Origin of the sequence: Ruegeria profundi (assembly GCF_020171505.1) — a bacterium.
Taxonomy (GTDB): domain Bacteria; phylum Pseudomonadota; class Alphaproteobacteria; order Rhodobacterales; family Rhodobacteraceae; genus Ruegeria; species Ruegeria profundi.
In genome coordinates this window covers 154,411-170,162 of record NZ_JAIUZS010000003.1, presented here as the reverse complement: position 1 = coordinate 170,162, position 15,752 = coordinate 154,411, and the positions used below count along the sequence as shown (strand labels likewise).

Here is a 15,752-nt window from a genome sequence, read left to right as displayed (position 1 = left end):
TCGCCTTACCCACCGAAGTCGTCGAGCATGATGTCTTCGCGGTCCACGCCCAGATCCAGCAGCATGTTAATAACCGATTGGTTCATGATCGGCGGGCCACACATGTAAAACTCGCAATCCTCTGGTGCCGGATGGTTCTTAAGGTATTCTTCGTACAGGACGTTATGGATGAAGCCGGTATAGCCTTTCCAATCGTCCTCGGGCTGCGCATCCGACAGCGCCACATGCCATTCGAAATTGTCGAACTCTTCGGCCAGCTGGTCGAAATCCTCGACAAAGAACATTTCTTTCTTCGACCGGGCACCGTACCAGAAGCTGATCTTGCGATCGCGGTTTTCCAGGCGCTTAAGTTGGTCAAAGATGTGGCTGCGCATCGGAGCCATACCAGCGCCGCCACCGATGAAAACCATTTCTTTCTGGGTGTCGCGGGCAAAGAATTCGCCAAACGGACCCGAGATCGTGACCTTGTCGCCCGGCTTGAGATTAAAGATGTACGACGACATCTGCCCCGGGGGGATACCTTCGGAGCCCGGAGGTGGCGAGGCAACCCGGACGTTCAGCATGATCATGCCCTTCTCATCCGGATAGTTGGCCATCGAATAGGCGCGTTCGATTGGCTCGCTCACAACGGACTCGTACTGCCAGAGATTAAAGCGATCCCAGTCTTCGCGGTATTCTTCTTCGACGTCGAAATCGGTGTATTTCAACTGGTGTGCTGGCGCTTCGATCTGAATATAGCCACCAGCGCGGAAGTTCACGTCCTCACCTTCCGGCAGGTCCAGCGTCAGCGCCTTGATGAACGTGGCAACGTTCTCGTTTGAACGGACGGTACATTCCCACTTTTTGACGCCAAAGACCTCTTCGGGAACTTCGATATCCATATCCTGCTTGACTGCAACCTGACAGGATAGGCGGTCTCCGCAGGCGGCTTCACGCTTGGTGATATGGCTTTCCTCGGTCGGCAGGATTGATCCGCCACCAGAATGTACCCGCACGCGGCACTGTGCGCAGGTCCCACCGCCGCCACAGGCGGACGGCACGAACAGTTTCTCGGCTGCCAGCGTTTGCAGCAACTTGCCGCCCGCCGGGACTGAGATGGTTTTTTCTCCGTTGATCGTGATGTTCACGTCACCGGTCGAGACAAGCTTGGATCGGGCTGCCAGAATAACCGTTACCAGCGCAATAACGATCAGAGTGAAAAGGACAACGCCAAGGCTAAAGGTTTCCATCGACGCCTCCTTACAGTTTCACGCCCGAGAAGGACATGAAGGCCATCGCCATCAGACCTGCGGTGATAAACGTGATGCCCAAACCCTGCAAACCGTCTGGAATATCAGAATATTTCAGCTTTTCACGCACACCCGCCATGGCGGTGATCGCCAGTGCCCAACCAAAGCCCGAAGACAGACCATAAGTCGTAGCTTCGGCAAAGTTGTAGTCTCGCTCCACCATGAACAGCGAGCCACCCAGGATGGCGCAGTTCACCGTGATCAGAGGCAGGAAGATCCCCAGTGCATTGTAGAGAGGCGGGAAATACTTATCCAGGATCATCTCCAGAATCTGCACCATCGCCGCGATCACGCCGATATATGAAATCAGGCCAAGGAAGGTCAGGTCCACGTCTGGGAAACCCGCCCAGGCCAGCGCGCCCGGTTTCAGCAGATAGGTAAGCAGCAGATTGTTGGTCGGTACGGTGATCGCCTGAACCAGCATCACAGAAATACCCAGCCCCAGCGCGGTTGAGATTTTTTTCGACACGGCGATGAAAGTACACATCCCCAGGAAAAAGCTAAGCGCAAGGTTTTCGACAAAGACGGCCTTTACAGCCAGTGAGATCAGACCTTCCATCAGTGGGCCTCTACCTGCTGAATTTTATATTCGCGTTCTTCTACCTGTTTCGGTTTCCATGTGCGGAAGGCCCAAATGATCAGACCGATAATGAAGAACGCCGATGGGGGCAGCAGCAGCATGCCGTTGGGCACGTACCAGCCGCCATTGTTGACAGTTTCCAGGATGGTGACACCGAACAGTGACCCGGCACCGAACAGCTCACGAATGAACCCAACCAGCAACAGGATCAGGCCATAGCCCATACCGTTGCCAGCACCATCGATGAAAGATGCGACCGGCGGGTTTTTCATGGCGAACGCCTCGGCGCGCCCCATAACGATACAGTTGGTAATGATCAGACCAACGAAAACCGACAGGGTTTTCGAAATCTCGAAGGCGTACGCTTTGAGAATCTGGTCCACCAAGATCACCAGCGAGGCGATGATCACCATCTGAACGATGATCCGGATGGAACCCGGGATCTGATTGCGCAGGCACGAGATGAAGAAGGACGAGAATGACGTCACGAAGATCACCGCAAGTGCCATTACGATGGACACTTGGAGCGACGACGTCACCGCCAACGCCGAACAGATGCCAAGCACTTGCAAGGTGATGGGGTTGTTGTCGACAAGCGGGTCGACCAGCATTTCTCTCTTGGTCTGGGACATCAGAACTCTCCTGCTTGCAATTTGGCCAGGAAGGGGCCGTAGCCCTCATCACCCATCCAGAATTTCACAAGGTTGTCGACACCAACCGAAGTCAGCGTCGCGCCAGCCAGCGCATCGACATAATATTCAGGGCCAGCAGCCGGTTGCGACTTGGCGACCGTGATCTGCAAATCTCCTTCGTCATCGCGCAGCTTTTTACCATTCCACAACGCTTTCCAGCGTGGGTTGTCGACCTCGGCGCCCAAGCCCGGCGTCTCACCGTGCTGATAGAATTGCAGACCGAAGATATCGTTGCCGTTGTTTTCCAGTGCGATAAAGCCATAGAGTGTCGACCACAGGCCATAGCCGTGCAACGGCAGGATGACCTTGTCCAACGCGCCCGCATCGTCACGTAGCAGGTAAATCACGCGGTATTTTGATTTGCGACCGATGCCTGCCGGATCATTTTCCAATGCCACGCTCAGCTCTGGGTCACTGGCGGCGGCCAGATCGTCAAAGCTGGCCGGGTCGAACTGATCGTCAGCAAACTCACCTGTCGCGAGTTCGAGCACATGCGGCTCGAATGCGGCAAAGGCTTCGGATACGTCTATGCCGGGCTCGTACACGCCGGCGACCTGCAGCACGTTAACCTGCTTATCCTTCAGGCGGTTGGCCTCCTGCACTGGACGCAGGCTGACCGCTGCCGAGGATACGACCATCGACGCAACAAGACAGACGGCGACGGCGATGAAAATCGTTTTACCGACAGAATCCGGAGAGGCCGTCAGAAACCTTGCGATCGCGCCCTTGGGTTCGTGGGATTGCGTATCAGACATGGCGGCGCGCCCTCCGTTTAATGTTGGCCTGAACCACGAAATAGTCGATGAGCGGAGCGAAGACGTTGCCAAACAGAATGGCCAGCATCATGCCTTCAGGGAAAGCCGGGTTGATTACGCGGATCATCACGACCATGATGCCGATCAGCGCGCCATAGATATAGCGGCCCATGTTGGTGTGACTGGCCGAGACCGGTTCGGTCACCATGAATGCCAACCCAAACGCGTAGCCACCGACCACAAGGTGCCAGTACCACGGCATTGCGAACATCGGGTTTGTATCCGAACCGATCAGGTTCAGCAGAAGCGTAAAGCCAATGGTGCCTGCCAGACAGCCGACGATCAGGCGGTAATTGGCGATACGCGTCATCAGCAGAAAGCCCAACCCGATCAGGCAGGCCAGTGCCGACGTCTCACCAAAGCTGCCCTGCATCAAGCCAAGAAACGCGTTCCACCAGGTCAGACCCTCGGTAGCCAGAGACTGATATCCCTGGGACGCTGACACCGACAGTGCAGTCGCGCCAGAAAACCCATCCACGGGGGTCCAGACCGTGTCGCCTGACATATTCGCCGGGTAGGCAAAGTACAGAAAGGCCCGACCCACCAAAGCGGGGTTGAGAAAGTTCTTGCCGGTGCCGCCGAATACCTCTTTGCCGATGACAACACCAAAGATGATGCCCAACGCCACTTGCCAGAGCGGCGCACTGGCCGGCATGATCAGTGTGTAAAGCATTGAAGTAACAAGGAAACCTTCGTTTACCTCATGCCCTCGGACGGTTGCGAAGATCACCTCGAATATACCGCCTGCAACAAGGGTCACGATGTAGATCGGAAGGAAGTACATCAAGCCGTGCATGACGTTGGCAAAGACGTTACCAGGATCCAGCGGGATACCGAACGCTTGCAGGATCGCAATCCGCCAACCCGTCGCCGAATCCGGACCAAGTGCCACAATCGCGGCATTGGACTGATAACCGGTATTGTACATGCCCCACAGGATGCAGGGAATCGTCGCGATCACGACATAGGTCATGATCCGCTTCATATCGATGTATGACCGCGCATGAGGCGCGACCGTGGTCACGGTTTTCGGAGTGTAAATAAAGCTTTCGACCATCTCGTAGATGGGAAAATACTTCTCGTATCTGCCGCCCTTGGTAAAGTTCGGCTCAATCCGATCAAAGAAGCTGCGCAAACCCATTTGGATCAGCCCTCCTTTTCGATTTTTGTCAGGCAGTCGCGCAGCGCCAGCCCGTATTCATATTTTGCCGGGCACGCAAAGCCGACAAGACCCAAATCTTCTTCGTCCAGTTCCAACGCACCGAGTGCCTGGGCGCTGTCGGTATCCATGACCAGCAGTGCGCGCAGCAACTGCGTCGGCAGGTAGTCCTGCGGCATCAGCCGCTCGAACGTACCGGTTGGAACCATGGCCCGTCGACCGCCATTCAGGTTGCTGGTCAGGTTGAAAAGCTTTTGCGAGAAGGCCGAACCCAGCACCGGCTGAACCGAGAATTTCGACGGCATTGGGCGAATCCAACCCATCGGGATCTGATCGTGATCCTCGCGGATGATGCAGATTTGACGCGCAAAGCGACCCAGAAAAGCCGTCGGACCTTCGGCCTGCGTTCCGGACAGGATCGAGCCCGAGATGATCCGAGGTGTCCCATCGAGGTTGATTTCGTGAGACGTCAGGTCATCCGTCGAAGCACCCATCGCGGTTCGGATCAAGCGCGGTTGCCGCGCGCCCGGACCGCTTAGCGCAATCACGATGTTTGGATCCAGGTGCCCGGTCAACATCAAACGGCCAATGGCGATCACATCCTGAAAGCCAATGGTCCAGACCTTTTTGTCGCCGGTCAGCGGTTCGAGGAAATGAATGTGCGTTCCAGCCAACCCCGAGGGATGCGGACCAGAGAAATACGCCACCTCAACCCCAGAAACATCTGCGCCCGGAACGTTGTCACCCTCCTTGTGGCAAAGATAGGTTTTGCCCTCGGTCAGCTTGGTGATCGCGCCAAGGCCAGTCGTAAAGGCCTCTTCCGCGTCCGAGATAACCACGGCCGCGTCGGCGGCCAGCGGCTCGCTATCCATGGCAGTAACGAAAATCGCTGCCGGTTTGCTGCCCGGCTCGGGCATTTTCGAATAGGGCCGTGTGCGGAACGACGTCCACAGACCCGCCGCACACAATTTCTCGGTAACACCTTCGGCACTGTCCGAATTACCCACGCCCGAGAAATCCAACCCCGTATCATTGGGGTCTGATACCTCGATCACAACGCTCTGCAGGACACGGCGTGCGCCACGGTTAACTGCCACGACCTTACCACTCATCGGGGCGACCATCATCGCCTCTGGCGCGTCCTTGTGGCAGAACAATGGCGTACCACGCTGTACCGTCTCGCCCTCCTGCACCAGCATACGGGGCTTTAGACCCATGTAATCGCCACCCAAGACGCCAACGGTCTTGAATTCCGGTCCCGGATGAATGGTTTGGTCAGGCGCACCCTGCACCGGTAACTCCAACCCTTTTTTCAGTTTGAAAGTTTGCATGTCGCTACGGTCTTCCAAGCCTCTTTATCTGCGCCAGCTTTGCCGACACCTTGTTAGGGTCAGACAATAACGCGGTTCTTCTGCACAGTCGTCGTAAAAACGCCGAAAGGTGTCTGTGATCCGCGGGCGTAATCCTGATTGTGGCCCCTTTACGCGGGGATTATGCCGAAAGCAAACCTGTTACCGCCAAAATTGAACATTCCGTGTCAATTTCCTTTAATACTTTATGTATTGTCGCAAAAAAATTGCATATCGCGCCTGGGTTGCTTCCGGTGTAAGCACGTCCAATGGACGAAAAGCACGATCTAGAATATTTTCTGGTGGCAACCCCCGGGCTTGAAGCTCCTTTGCTTGCTGAGGCGGTCGAGAAGGGATTCGCGGGTGCGAAACGCGTTCCCGGCGGAATAACGTGCCACGGTGACTGGCCAGAGGTCTGGCGCGCCAATCTAAGCCTTCGCGGGGTCAACAAGGTTCTGGTACGAATAGCCAGTTTTCCCGCGGTGCACCTGGCCCAGCTCGACAAACGGGCACGTAAGGTCCCTTGGTCTGATTTCTTGCGGCCCGACATACCAGTTAAGGTTGAAGCCACAAGTCGAAAGTCACGCATCTACCACGCCGGGGCTGCACGTCAGAGGATCGAGACGGCGATCTCGGAAACATTGGGGGCACCAATTTCAACTGAGGCAGGTCTGCGTGTGTTGCTGCGTATTGAAAAGGACATATGCACCCTCTCGATCGATACTTCTGGCGAGCCTTTGCACAAGCGTGGTCACAAGCCGGCTGTGGCAAAGGCACCAATGCGCGAAACAATGGCAGCTATGTTTCTGCGTGAATGTGGCTTTGACGGGTCCGAGCCCGTTTTGGACCCGATGTGCGGTTCAGGCACGTTCGTAATAGAAGCAGCCGAGATGGCGATGGGGCTGAACCCCGGTCGGTCACGCCATTTTGCGTTCGAAGATCTGCGTGGATTCGACGCACAACGATGGGCTGAGATGCGAGACGGCAGTCCTCAAGCGCAGATTGACGCGGTATTTGTTGGATCAGACCGCAACGCCGGAGCCATTGAAGCGGCCAAAGCCAATGCCGAACACGCTGGGGTAGCTGCAAACACCCGGTTTTTCTGCCGATCTGTCAGCGACATCAAACCACCACCGGGTCAGGCGGGGCTTGTCATCGTCAACCCGCCCTACGGTGCAAGGATAGGAGACGAAAAACGTCTGCGCTCGCTTTATGGCAGTTTTGGCAAGGTTTTACTCTCGCGGTTCACAGGATGGAGGGTGGGCATTGTAACCAGCAGTCAATCTTTGGCGCGCGCTACACGCCTGCCCTTGCTGCCCGCAGGTCCAATTGTCGATCATGGCGGTACTAAAATCCGGCTGTATCGAACTGATCCTTTACCGTGACGGCTCGCCAAACGACAGGCTTCGCGGACTGACGGACCTACAAGAATTCCTGTCTCAGCCCTCAGAATCCCTCTTGCACATCAAAACACCCAGGTATAGATCACCCGCCACGGTCGGAGTGTAGCTCAGCCTGGTAGAGCACTGTCTTCGGGAGGCAGGGGTCGGAGGTTCGAATCCTCTCACTCCGACCAATATCTTAAGGGAAAATGCAGCTATCTATGCCTGACAGTGTTCCCTTTAACTGTGAGACCGCACAGTTTCGTTGATTATGCGCAGCCAGGTCGACCAAGTTTTTGCTCTGTGGCCGAACCAAGTCTTGAATTCCAAACCGTAGCTAGGAGTCTTGTTGGTTGTTTAGAAACACACAATCTGTCAGGCGAGCAAAACGACGAAATCGTCCGCTTACGGACACCCCGATATGATAGGGATCACGCGGCTCACTGTTCGTATGACCGCATTCGGAATAAAATCAATTTAGGCATGACCAGCATTCCAAGCGTGAAGTTGATGTCGCAAATGCGGAGGCCAAGTCATCGAATTGCTTGACTACAAAAAACTCAATCTCGCTTCATCTCCGCAGCTAATATCGGACTTGAAAACGGACAATCCTTAAACGCAATCCTGACTGTGAACAGATCGAAGTACCATGAAAGCAGCTATCTCGCGTTGATGAAGGTGTACCCTTTTGATCGAGCGAAAGCTTTGGTCGAGATGTATCCCGACAGCAGCATGGGAGCGAAAAAAGAGGCGTGGACGCCTGATAGGCCAAACCAAGGGCGGTATAAATTCCAAATTGTACGCTGTGTGCGATAGCCGGGGGCGGCTTTTCAGTCTGTTCGTCACCGCTGGCTAGGTCAGTGACTACATTGGGGCACGGGCATTGCTGAGCAGTCTGCCGGATTTCGACTGGCTGCTTGGGGACCGCGGCCATGATGTCGATCGGTTCAGAGTTGCCCTGAAAGACAAGGGTGTACGCGCCGGCATGTCAGGCAGAAAAAATCGAAGGAACGCTGTCCGATACGACAAACGCCGATACACGCGGCGCGTTGCAATCCCCTATAATCGCTGTTCCAAGGTCTTCCCGACAGCAATCTCACTCGCAGCAACCGTCATTTATTGGTCACGATTCCTGACCCTTCTGACTCTCAACTTTGCTAGGCAGTTCCCATCAGCCGCCTTGGCAGAGGTAGCTGACGGGGCCGTGTATGGCGTCTGAGCTTTGTGAGTTTGACCACGTTTGTTAGCGAGCCAGCACCGTCTCTCTTCATCATCTCCAACGGTTGCATGTGGCCGCAAGGGACCATAAATCGGGCAAACGACAGATCACGTTTCCATGGGTGAGATGAAAGCGGCGCCATGCGCCCGGTATTCGCAAGGCGGCGGACTCTAAGGCGGTTTTGACGGCGGAAGTCTCAGTACCGATGCGCCACTTTTGTAATACTCTGCAGATCAACACAGAACCGTTGGCCACAAGACGCCAGGTCGTCCGCTGTGTGCCTTGTTTCCGGTCCATTCCAAGACCGCTTAAGGCGCTTTCACGGGTAATTGACATGGGTCAGTTCACCAGCGAGAATTTGTTGGCACACTCCCGTCACATGTCTTCATCCAAAGCCAGAGAATCGTGCTTTACGACGAAAACCACGCAGGCAGCGGATTATTGTACCGGTCGCAGTTCATAAATTTGTGTCACCGCGCAAGACCCAGAACGGAGAAACCCGATGACTGAATTGCCTCCAGGCAAACCGATTGCCGAAGACAAGACGACCCGGGCGGAGCCTGATCCGGGTACCAGGGGCCACCCGTATGAGAAACTTGACCGCGCAATGCGTGCGGCAATGGCGCGTGCCACAGCAGGGGTTTCCCCGCATTCGATCATGGCCACTTGGATGGATTGGGCCCTTCATCTCAGCCGGTCGCCGGGACGTCAGTTCGAACTGGTGGAACATGCTGCAAAGAATACGGCCAAGCTCTCGGAATATGCCAGCAAATTGGCAGAAGGATCAAAACCCACCCCACCCTTTGAAACCCGAACACAAGACCACCGCTTCAGCGATCCGGGCTGGCAGAAAGCCCCATTCTCGCTGTGGCAACAAGCTTTCCTGAGTACTCAGGACTGGTGGCAGGCTGCGACGGACAGCATGCCTGGTATCGCGCCCCGCGACGCAGAACGTGCGCAGTTTCAGGTTCGGCAAGCCCTTGATTTAGTATCCCCGTCGAATTTCCCGTGGTCAAATCCTGAAATCATTAGGCGTACCATGCAAACGGGTGGTCGCAATCTGATCGAAGGCAGCGCGCATTTCCTGGAAGATTTTACGCACGCCGTGACGCAAAAGCACGACCTTCCGCCGAAAGGATACGAGCTTGGCACAGATCTTGCTGCAACCCCCGGCAAGGTCGTCTACCGCAATGCTCTGTTCGAGTTGATTCAATACGTACCTACCACCAACAGCGTACAGGCCGAGCCAATTCTGTTCGTACCTGCCTGGATCATGAAATATTACGTGCTTGATTTGTCGCCGGAAAACTCGATGGTTCGCTATCTTGTTGATCAGGGGTTCACGGTTTTTATGATTTCGTGGATTAACCCTACGGCCGATCAGGCCGATCTCAGCCTAGAGGATTACCGCCTGAACGGCGTCATGGCGGCGATTGATGCCATTTCGAGATTCGTTCCGGGTCAAAAGATTCACATCAATGGATACTGTCTTGGCGGCACCCTTTTGGCGATTGCCGCTGCCGTTATGCAACGCGACGGAGATGACAGGCTGGCCAGCATCACCCTTATGGCCGCGCAAGTCGATTTTGCCGAAGCAGGTGAGTTGTTGCTTTTCATCGACGACAGCCAAGTTGCGTTTGTCGAAGATCTTATGTGGCTGCAGGGCTGTCTGGATCGACCGCAAATGGCGCGCACGTTTACGACCATCCGTGCCGAAGACCTGATTTATGCCCGCGCCGTGCGGCGCTATTTTCTGGGCGAGGCGGACTTACCGACGGATCTGACGGTTTGGAACAACGACACTACACGCATGCCTGCGCGAATGCATTCGGAATACTTGCGGGGTCTGTTTCTGGAAAACCGCCTGAGCGCCGGGCGGTTCGCCGTTGAAGGTCGCGTTGTCGCGCTGAAGGACATTCGCGTTCCCATGTTCGTGGTGGGTACAGAATCCGACCATATTGCGCCGTGGCGGTCGGTCTACAAAATCAGGCTGTTTACGGATGGGGACCTGACATTTGTGCTGACCAATGGCGGCCACAACGGCGGCATCCTGAGCGAGCCGGGGCACAAGAATCGCCACTATCGGAAGGATCACAGGGCGGCTGATGCGCTGTACATATCTCCTGATGAATGGTTTGAAACTGCCGAGGTGCGGCAAGGATCGTGGTGGCCCGCTATGGCTGATTGGCTGAAACTCCACTCAACGGGCGAGGCCAAACCTCCGCCTATGGGCGGGGAACGGCGAAGCGCCAATAAGCTGCCTGATGCGCCCGGCAGCTACGTTCACCAGACCTGAAAGCGGCGCTAAAGCTGGACCGAGAGCTCAGCCCACTACGGAGCGCTCGCAGATCGTCGGATCATGTCAGCTCATACGGGCGATCGACCTACGAAACATGACCAGGCTTGTGATCAGCAAGGCCAGGCCCAATGCCGCCATCGAAGCAAATTCCAGCCAGACGGTTTCAATCCCGGCGCCCTTGAAAACGATTGCCTGGCTGGCCGACATATAGTGGCGCGACGGAAGGAAAAGCGTCCCAGCCTGTAGCCAGGCCGGTTGACCTTCGACCGGCGTCTCGCCACCTGATAACATCAGCATGGGTAGGACAATCAGCATAACCAAAAGCGCAAACTGCGCCATTGACCGCGCAATGGTGGCAAGGAAAACCCCCAATGCGGTAGCTGTAAACAGAAAGAGAGCAGTACCGAACAAGAACAAGGGCTTCGACCCGGCAATTGTAATGTCCAACGCACCCTGCATGATAAAGACAAGCGACACCCCTGCCGCGATCAGCACAACCGCCGCATTGGCCCAGATTTTGGCCATTGCAATATCGAACGGGGCCAAGGGAAGCGCCAGAAGATGTTCTATCGTCCCATGCTCTCGTTCCCGGATCATGGCAGCACCGGTCAGGATCGTCGTAAGCCACATGATCTGGCCGATCAGGGCCACGATACCCGCAAAACGCACTGTATCTCTGTTTGGGTTGAAGGCGCTTCGCAGGATAAGATCTACCGGAGGCGCGTCGACGAGATCGACACCGGCTGCGAAACGATAAATCTCGGCGCTCAGTATGTTGGTGATATAGCTGGCGCCAATGCCCGCCTGCTCCATAGCCGTGGCGTCGATCAGTACCTGGATCTCTGGTTGGCGCCGCGCGCGCAGGTCCTTCTCAAACCCCGGCGGTATGGCAACAACAAAGATGAAGCGCCCCGCATCCATATGCTCAGGGCCGGTCCCGGGTTCGATCTGAACAACCTGCTGGAATTCGGGCGGGAAAAACGCAGTGGAAAGCGTGCGGGAAAGCGGTGAGTTGTCCTCGTCCGCAAACGCGATTGAGGCATTGTTCACTGAACTTGCAACACCCGTCGCCTCCATGATCGGCGCCAGCGTGAACGACCAGACCAGCAACGCCATCATGACCCAATCACGGCGCAGGCTCATCATCTCTTTCAGGCCCAGCCAGAATATGCAGGAAAGGCGCTGCATTCACTTCTCCTGCGCACGCAGGCAGAGGACGGCAATCAGCGTCAGCACCGGCCCGAAACAGGCCAGCGCCAAAATGTCCGGGGCAAGCGCCTCCCAACCCAGCCCCTTAGTAAATGCACCGACATTCAGGTGCAAAAAATAGGACGACGGCCAGAATGAGCCGATCACCTGTGCGCCGCCTTCAAGGGTTGAAACAGGCTGCAACAGGCCCGAGAACTGAATGGTTGGCACAACCGAGGCAATGGCCGTCGCAAATGTCGCCGCGACCTGACTGGATGTCATTGTGGCAATCACCAATCCGTAGGATGTCGTCGCCCAGACATACAGGAACGCACCAACAGCCAAGGGAAAGGGGTCCCCCTTAAGCGGCACGCCAAAGATGAAAATCGTCATCCCGGCGAGGAGCAGGAAATTCGCGTAGCCAATCACAATATATGGGATTTGCTTGCCGACCAGGAATTCAAGCCGCGTCGTTGGTGTGACATAGAAATTCACGACAGACCCTAATTCCTTCTCTCGCGCTACACTGACCGCCATCAGGACGGCTGGCAGCATGATAAGCAGGATCGCAGGCATTGCCGGAGCCATTGCAGCTATGCTTTCAAAGCTCTGATTGTAGCGAAACCGAGGTTCAATGCTGGCAATCTCAACCGGGTGTTTGGCGGTGCTGCGGGCCTGCTCATCCAGAAATGTCTGGTGCAGCCCGGCAACGTAACCCTCAACCGTCTCACCTTTGAACGGAATGGCCCCATCGACTGTGGCCAAAACGGTGGTTGTTTCTCCCGCCCGCAACTTACGGCCAAAGTCAGGCGGCAATTCAATAACCAGCGAGGCGTCTCCGGCCTGCAACCGGCTGCGCCCTTCGGCCGCGCTGTCCAGGGGAGGTGTGGGTTTGAAATAAGATGATCCTGCGAACTCTGCCGCATAGGCCCGGCTTTCGGGTCCCTGAGACAGGTCGAGAATTGCGAAATCAAGCTCATCAATGTCAAGCGTGATGCCAAAGCAAAAGACCAACATCAAAATGGCAGACCCAAGAAAGGCAAAGGCAAGCCGAACCGGGTCACGGGCAACTTCGACGGCCTCACGCCGCGTGTACGCAAAGGCGCAGCCAAAGCTTGCCCGTGCACGTTTGGTTTGGGCGCTCATCTTCACTTTTGGCGCAACAACTGGCGCTGGTTTTTCCTCTGCTTCAAGAATTGAAATGAATGCTTCTTCAAGGTTCTCCGCGCCCTCAGTGGCGATCAAGTCTCCTGGTGTGCCTTCTGCCAGAACCCGTCCCGCATGCATGAAGGAAACCCGGTCGCACCGCTCTGCTTCGGGCATGAAATGGGTGGACACAAATATCGTAACCGAATCTTCGCGCGCAAGCTGAACAAGCAAAGCCCAAAACGTATCCCGTGCCGCTGGGTCAACACCTGACGTTGGTTCATCCAGAATAAGCACACGCGGGCGATGGATCACTGCAACCGCCAGCGACAGGCGTTGTTTGATCCCAAGCGGCAACGCGGCCGCCAACATATCGCAATGTGCGGTTAGTCCGAAACGATCCGTCAATTCCGCGATACGCTCCTCTCGGTCAGATAGGTCGAACACGCGGGCATGCAGCCGAAGATTCTGAAGCACCGACAATTCACCGTAAAGCGAGAAGGCCTGGCTCATATATCCGATCTGCCGTCGCATTTCCCGATCGCGGGCGTCAACGGGCTTGCCGAAAAGCAAAGCCTCACCTGAACTGGTAGGCAGCAAACCTGTCAGCATCTTCATCGTTGTGGATTTGCCGCATCCATTCGATCCGAGGAACCCGAAAATCTCGCCCCGCTTTATCGAGAAATCCACGCTGTCAACAGCCGTGAAATCGCCAAAGCGCCGGGTCAGCCCGCGCGCGATGATCACCGGGCCTGTTTCAATCTGGCGGGCTGGACTTTCGTCCAACGTAAAGGCAGGTGCGCCTTGCGCCTGCAAGCGTCGATACGCGGTTTCCAGGTCCTTTTCGTGCCCCTTCAACCTGGTGGGTTGCCCTTGAAAGATGACCCGGCCAGCGTCCATCGCGACGATCCAGTCAAAACTCTCTGCTTCTTCCATGTAGGCTGTCGACACCAGAACCGAGAGCTTTGGGTTTTCGGACCGGATCGCGTCAATCAAAGCCCAGAACTGTCGCCGCGACAGCGGATCAACCCCGGTTGTCGGCTCGTCCAAGACCAGAAGTTTCGGGTCATGAATCAATGCGCAACACAAGCCCAGCTTCTGTTTCATCCCGCCAGAGAGTTTGCCCATCAGGCGATCCTCAAAAGGCGCAAGTCCGGTTGCTGATAGCAACGCCTCAATCCGGGCATCACGCTCATCTTGCCCTTGACTGAAAAGGCCCGAAAAGAACTCCAGATTCTCGCGTATCGAAAGCTCAGAATAGAGGTTGCGCCCCAACCCTTGCGGCATGAATGCGATTGCCGGACAAATGCGGCGGCGATGTGCGGGTGCGTCTATCGATCCGCCCAGAACGTCGATTGACCCCGATTGCAGCTTTTTTGCGCCGGTGATCAAGCTAAGCAAAGTGGATTTCCCGACCCCGTCCGGCCCGATGAAACCAACAAGCTTGCCGGTCGGAATATTCAGGGAAATAGACTCTAATGCAATTTGCTTTCGATATCTGTGCGTGACATCGGCAACGCGGATTTCCAACGCAGTGACCTTGGCGTTCATTCGAACAGCTCTTGAGGTATGCGCCGTTCAAGGGCTTCGGGCCAGGCGCTGCTCTGGTCGACCCGGATCACGGCTACGCCGCGAAGACCGGTTTTGACATGCTCAATCCGGCTTTCGACCAGATCCTCAGGTATGCGAACGCGGACGCGAAACACCAGTTGCTCGCGTTCATCCAGAGTTTCAACTTGTTTCGGTGTAAACTGCGCTTCGGGTGAGACAAAGCTGACAAATGCAGGTATCGCGTAGTCCGGCAACGCATCCAGCACGATCCGCGCCTCGGTTCCGATAGGCAAAAGTCCGGCTTCGCGAGCTGGAAGAAATACCTCCATGTACACCTTCTGGAGGCTGAGAAGGGTCAGGATCGGCTCACCCGCGCCGACAACTTCACCGGGCTCTGCAAGACGATAAAGCACGCGACCGGGCATCGGTGCCAGCAGGAGGCTATCTTCGATCTGCGCCTCGATCCGGCGCACTTCGGCCTCAGAGGCTGCAATACGGCTTTCTGCGGTTGCCACACGGGCCTTGGCCGCTCCCAACACAGCCTCAGCAACCTGATGAATGGTCTCTCGTTCTTCAAAAACGGTTTCAGAGATGTTCTGCCCGGCCAGCAACGCCGTTGCGCGATCCAGCTCCTGCTCGGCCCGGCGCTGTTCACTCTGGCGTTGCAGAACAAGCGCCTCGGCTTCCGCCTTGGTCTGACGCGCCAACGCCACCTCGGCCTTGGCCCTGTCCAATGCCGCCGACAATTCATCAACATCCATCTCGGCCAGAATGTCCCCGGTGGCGACCATGTCACCTTCGGCCGCCAATACATTCACGACACGTCCCGCGATCGTGGGGGCGATCTCGACCTGCTCGGCCTCAATTCGTCCGTTTCCCTGAACAAAACCATCCGGCAACTGGTCACCATTCGAGGAAATGACGGCATACATTATACCGCCCGTAATCACGAGCGCAGCCAGAGCAAAATAAATAAGCGAACTCTGCTTCATAGCTTTTCCAGGTGGTTGATTTTGACAAGACCCTAACGTGCGGCCAAATCGACGGCTTTGCGATGGATCAAGCCTGAATCATGTGGCCTCG

General features: G+C 56.0%; 11 protein-coding genes, 1 tRNA gene and 1 pseudogene. 4 read left to right on the top strand and 9 right to left on the bottom strand.

Annotation, left to right across the window (positions count from 1 at the left end):
* Positions 1-5: 5 nt before the first annotated feature.
* From nqrF to LCM21_RS06990, 6 genes are read right to left on the bottom strand one after another with little or no spacing between them, the layout of a single operon-like run.
* The gene (nqrF, locus tag LCM21_RS07015; RefSeq protein WP_224889956.1) at positions 6-1,229 is read right to left on the bottom strand and encodes an NADH:ubiquinone reductase (Na(+)-transporting) subunit F; all 1,224 of its coding nucleotides are present in this window, start codon (positions 1,227-1,229) and stop codon (positions 6-8) included.
* A gap of 10 nt (positions 1,230-1,239) precedes the next feature.
* The gene (gene nqrE / locus LCM21_RS07010) at positions 1,240-1,848 is read right to left on the bottom strand and encodes an NADH:ubiquinone reductase (Na(+)-transporting) subunit E (RefSeq protein WP_224889955.1); all 609 of its coding nucleotides are present in this window, start codon (positions 1,846-1,848) and stop codon (positions 1,240-1,242) included.
* Positions 1,848-2,501 carry an NADH:ubiquinone reductase (Na(+)-transporting) subunit D gene (locus tag LCM21_RS07005; protein WP_224889954.1) on the bottom strand — a complete coding sequence of 218 codons (654 nt, stop codon included), beginning with the start codon at positions 2,499-2,501 and terminating at the stop codon, positions 1,848-1,850. The genes nqrE and LCM21_RS07005 overlap by 1 nt, the downstream gene beginning before the upstream one ends.
* Positions 2,501-3,316: a Na(+)-translocating NADH-quinone reductase subunit C gene (locus LCM21_RS07000; RefSeq protein WP_224889953.1), complete on the bottom strand. Its 816-nt coding sequence runs from the start codon at positions 3,314-3,316 to the stop codon at positions 2,501-2,503. Before LCM21_RS07000 ends, LCM21_RS07005 begins: the two co-directional genes overlap by 1 nt.
* Positions 3,309-4,517, bottom strand: a complete 1,209-nt coding sequence (locus tag LCM21_RS06995) for an NADH:ubiquinone reductase (Na(+)-transporting) subunit B (protein WP_224889952.1) — start codon at positions 4,515-4,517, stop codon at positions 3,309-3,311. The genes LCM21_RS07000 and LCM21_RS06995 overlap by 8 nt, the downstream gene beginning before the upstream one ends.
* 5 nt (positions 4,518-4,522) lie before the next feature.
* On the bottom strand, positions 4,523-5,866 hold the full coding sequence (locus tag LCM21_RS06990) for a Na(+)-translocating NADH-quinone reductase subunit A (RefSeq protein ID WP_224889951.1): 1,344 nt from the start codon (positions 5,864-5,866) through the stop codon (positions 4,523-4,525).
* A gap of 287 nt (positions 5,867-6,153) precedes the next feature.
* Between LCM21_RS06990 and LCM21_RS06985 the strand changes: the two genes are divergently transcribed.
* The 4 genes and pseudogenes from LCM21_RS06985 (at position 6,154) to LCM21_RS06970 (ending at position 10,781) form a co-directional block, all read left to right on the top strand.
* Positions 6,154-7,269: a THUMP domain-containing class I SAM-dependent RNA methyltransferase gene (locus tag LCM21_RS06985; protein ID WP_224889950.1), complete on the top strand. Its 1,116-nt coding sequence runs from the start codon at positions 6,154-6,156 to the stop codon at positions 7,267-7,269.
* 114 nt (positions 7,270-7,383) lie between these two features.
* Positions 7,384-7,460: transfer RNA gene (locus LCM21_RS06980), tRNA-Pro, on the top strand.
* A 545-nt stretch (positions 7,461-8,005) separates the two neighbouring features.
* A pseudogene (locus LCM21_RS06975) lies at positions 8,006-8,389 on the top strand (transposase); the annotation flags it as partial.
* A 598-nt stretch (positions 8,390-8,987) separates the two neighbouring features.
* Positions 8,988-10,781: a PHA/PHB synthase family protein gene (locus tag LCM21_RS06970; RefSeq protein WP_224889949.1), complete on the top strand. Its 1,794-nt coding sequence runs from the start codon at positions 8,988-8,990 to the stop codon at positions 10,779-10,781.
* A gap of 66 nt (positions 10,782-10,847) precedes the next feature.
* Here LCM21_RS06970 and LCM21_RS06965 read toward each other — a convergent pair whose 3' ends face one another.
* The 3 genes from LCM21_RS06965 to LCM21_RS06955 are packed head-to-tail and all read right to left on the bottom strand — an operon-like array spanning position 10,848 to position 15,661.
* Positions 10,848-11,972: an ABC transporter permease gene (locus LCM21_RS06965; RefSeq protein ID WP_224889948.1), complete on the bottom strand. Its 1,125-nt coding sequence runs from the start codon at positions 11,970-11,972 to the stop codon at positions 10,848-10,850.
* Complete coding sequence (gene rbbA, locus LCM21_RS06960; RefSeq protein ID WP_224889947.1) at positions 11,973-14,669, bottom strand: ribosome-associated ATPase/putative transporter RbbA; 2,697 nt, start codon at positions 14,667-14,669, stop codon at positions 11,973-11,975.
* Positions 14,666-15,661, bottom strand: coding sequence for an HlyD family secretion protein (locus LCM21_RS06955; RefSeq protein WP_224889946.1), 996 nt, complete (start codon positions 15,659-15,661; stop codon positions 14,666-14,668). Before LCM21_RS06955 ends, rbbA begins: the two co-directional genes overlap by 4 nt.
* Between the last annotated feature and the right edge of the window lie 91 nt (positions 15,662-15,752).

What these genes read in the sequence shown, in the direction of transcription:
- nqrF (WP_224889956.1), bottom strand. Translation starts at nt 1,229, where the DNA reads ATGGAAACCTTTAGCCTTGGCGTTGTCCTTTTCACTCTGATCGTTATT.
- LCM21_RS06995 (WP_224889952.1), bottom strand. Translation starts at nt 4,517, where the DNA reads ATGGGTTTGCGCAGCTTCTTTGATCGGATTGAGCCGAACTTTACCAAG.
- LCM21_RS06970 (WP_224889949.1), top strand. Translation starts at nt 8,988, where the DNA reads ATGACTGAATTGCCTCCAGGCAAACCGATTGCCGAAGACAAGACGACC.
- LCM21_RS06955 (WP_224889946.1), bottom strand. Translation starts at nt 15,661, where the DNA reads ATGAAGCAGAGTTCGCTTATTTATTTTGCTCTGGCTGCGCTCGTGATT.
- LCM21_RS06965 (WP_224889948.1), bottom strand. Translation starts at nt 11,972, where the DNA reads ATGCAGCGCCTTTCCTGCATATTCTGGCTGGGCCTGAAAGAGATGATG.
- LCM21_RS06985 (WP_224889950.1), top strand. Translation starts at nt 6,154, where the DNA reads ATGGACGAAAAGCACGATCTAGAATATTTTCTGGTGGCAACCCCCGGG.
- LCM21_RS07000 (WP_224889953.1), bottom strand. Translation starts at nt 3,316, where the DNA reads ATGTCTGATACGCAATCCCACGAACCCAAGGGCGCGATCGCAAGGTTT.
- nqrE (WP_224889955.1), bottom strand. Translation starts at nt 1,848, where the DNA reads ATGGAAGGTCTGATCTCACTGGCTGTAAAGGCCGTCTTTGTCGAAAAC.
- LCM21_RS06990 (WP_224889951.1), bottom strand. Translation starts at nt 5,866, where the DNA reads ATGCAAACTTTCAAACTGAAAAAAGGGTTGGAGTTACCGGTGCAGGGT.
- LCM21_RS07005 (WP_224889954.1), bottom strand. Translation starts at nt 2,501, where the DNA reads ATGTCCCAGACCAAGAGAGAAATGCTGGTCGACCCGCTTGTCGACAAC.
- rbbA (WP_224889947.1), bottom strand. Translation starts at nt 14,669, where the DNA reads ATGAACGCCAAGGTCACTGCGTTGGAAATCCGCGTTGCCGATGTCACG.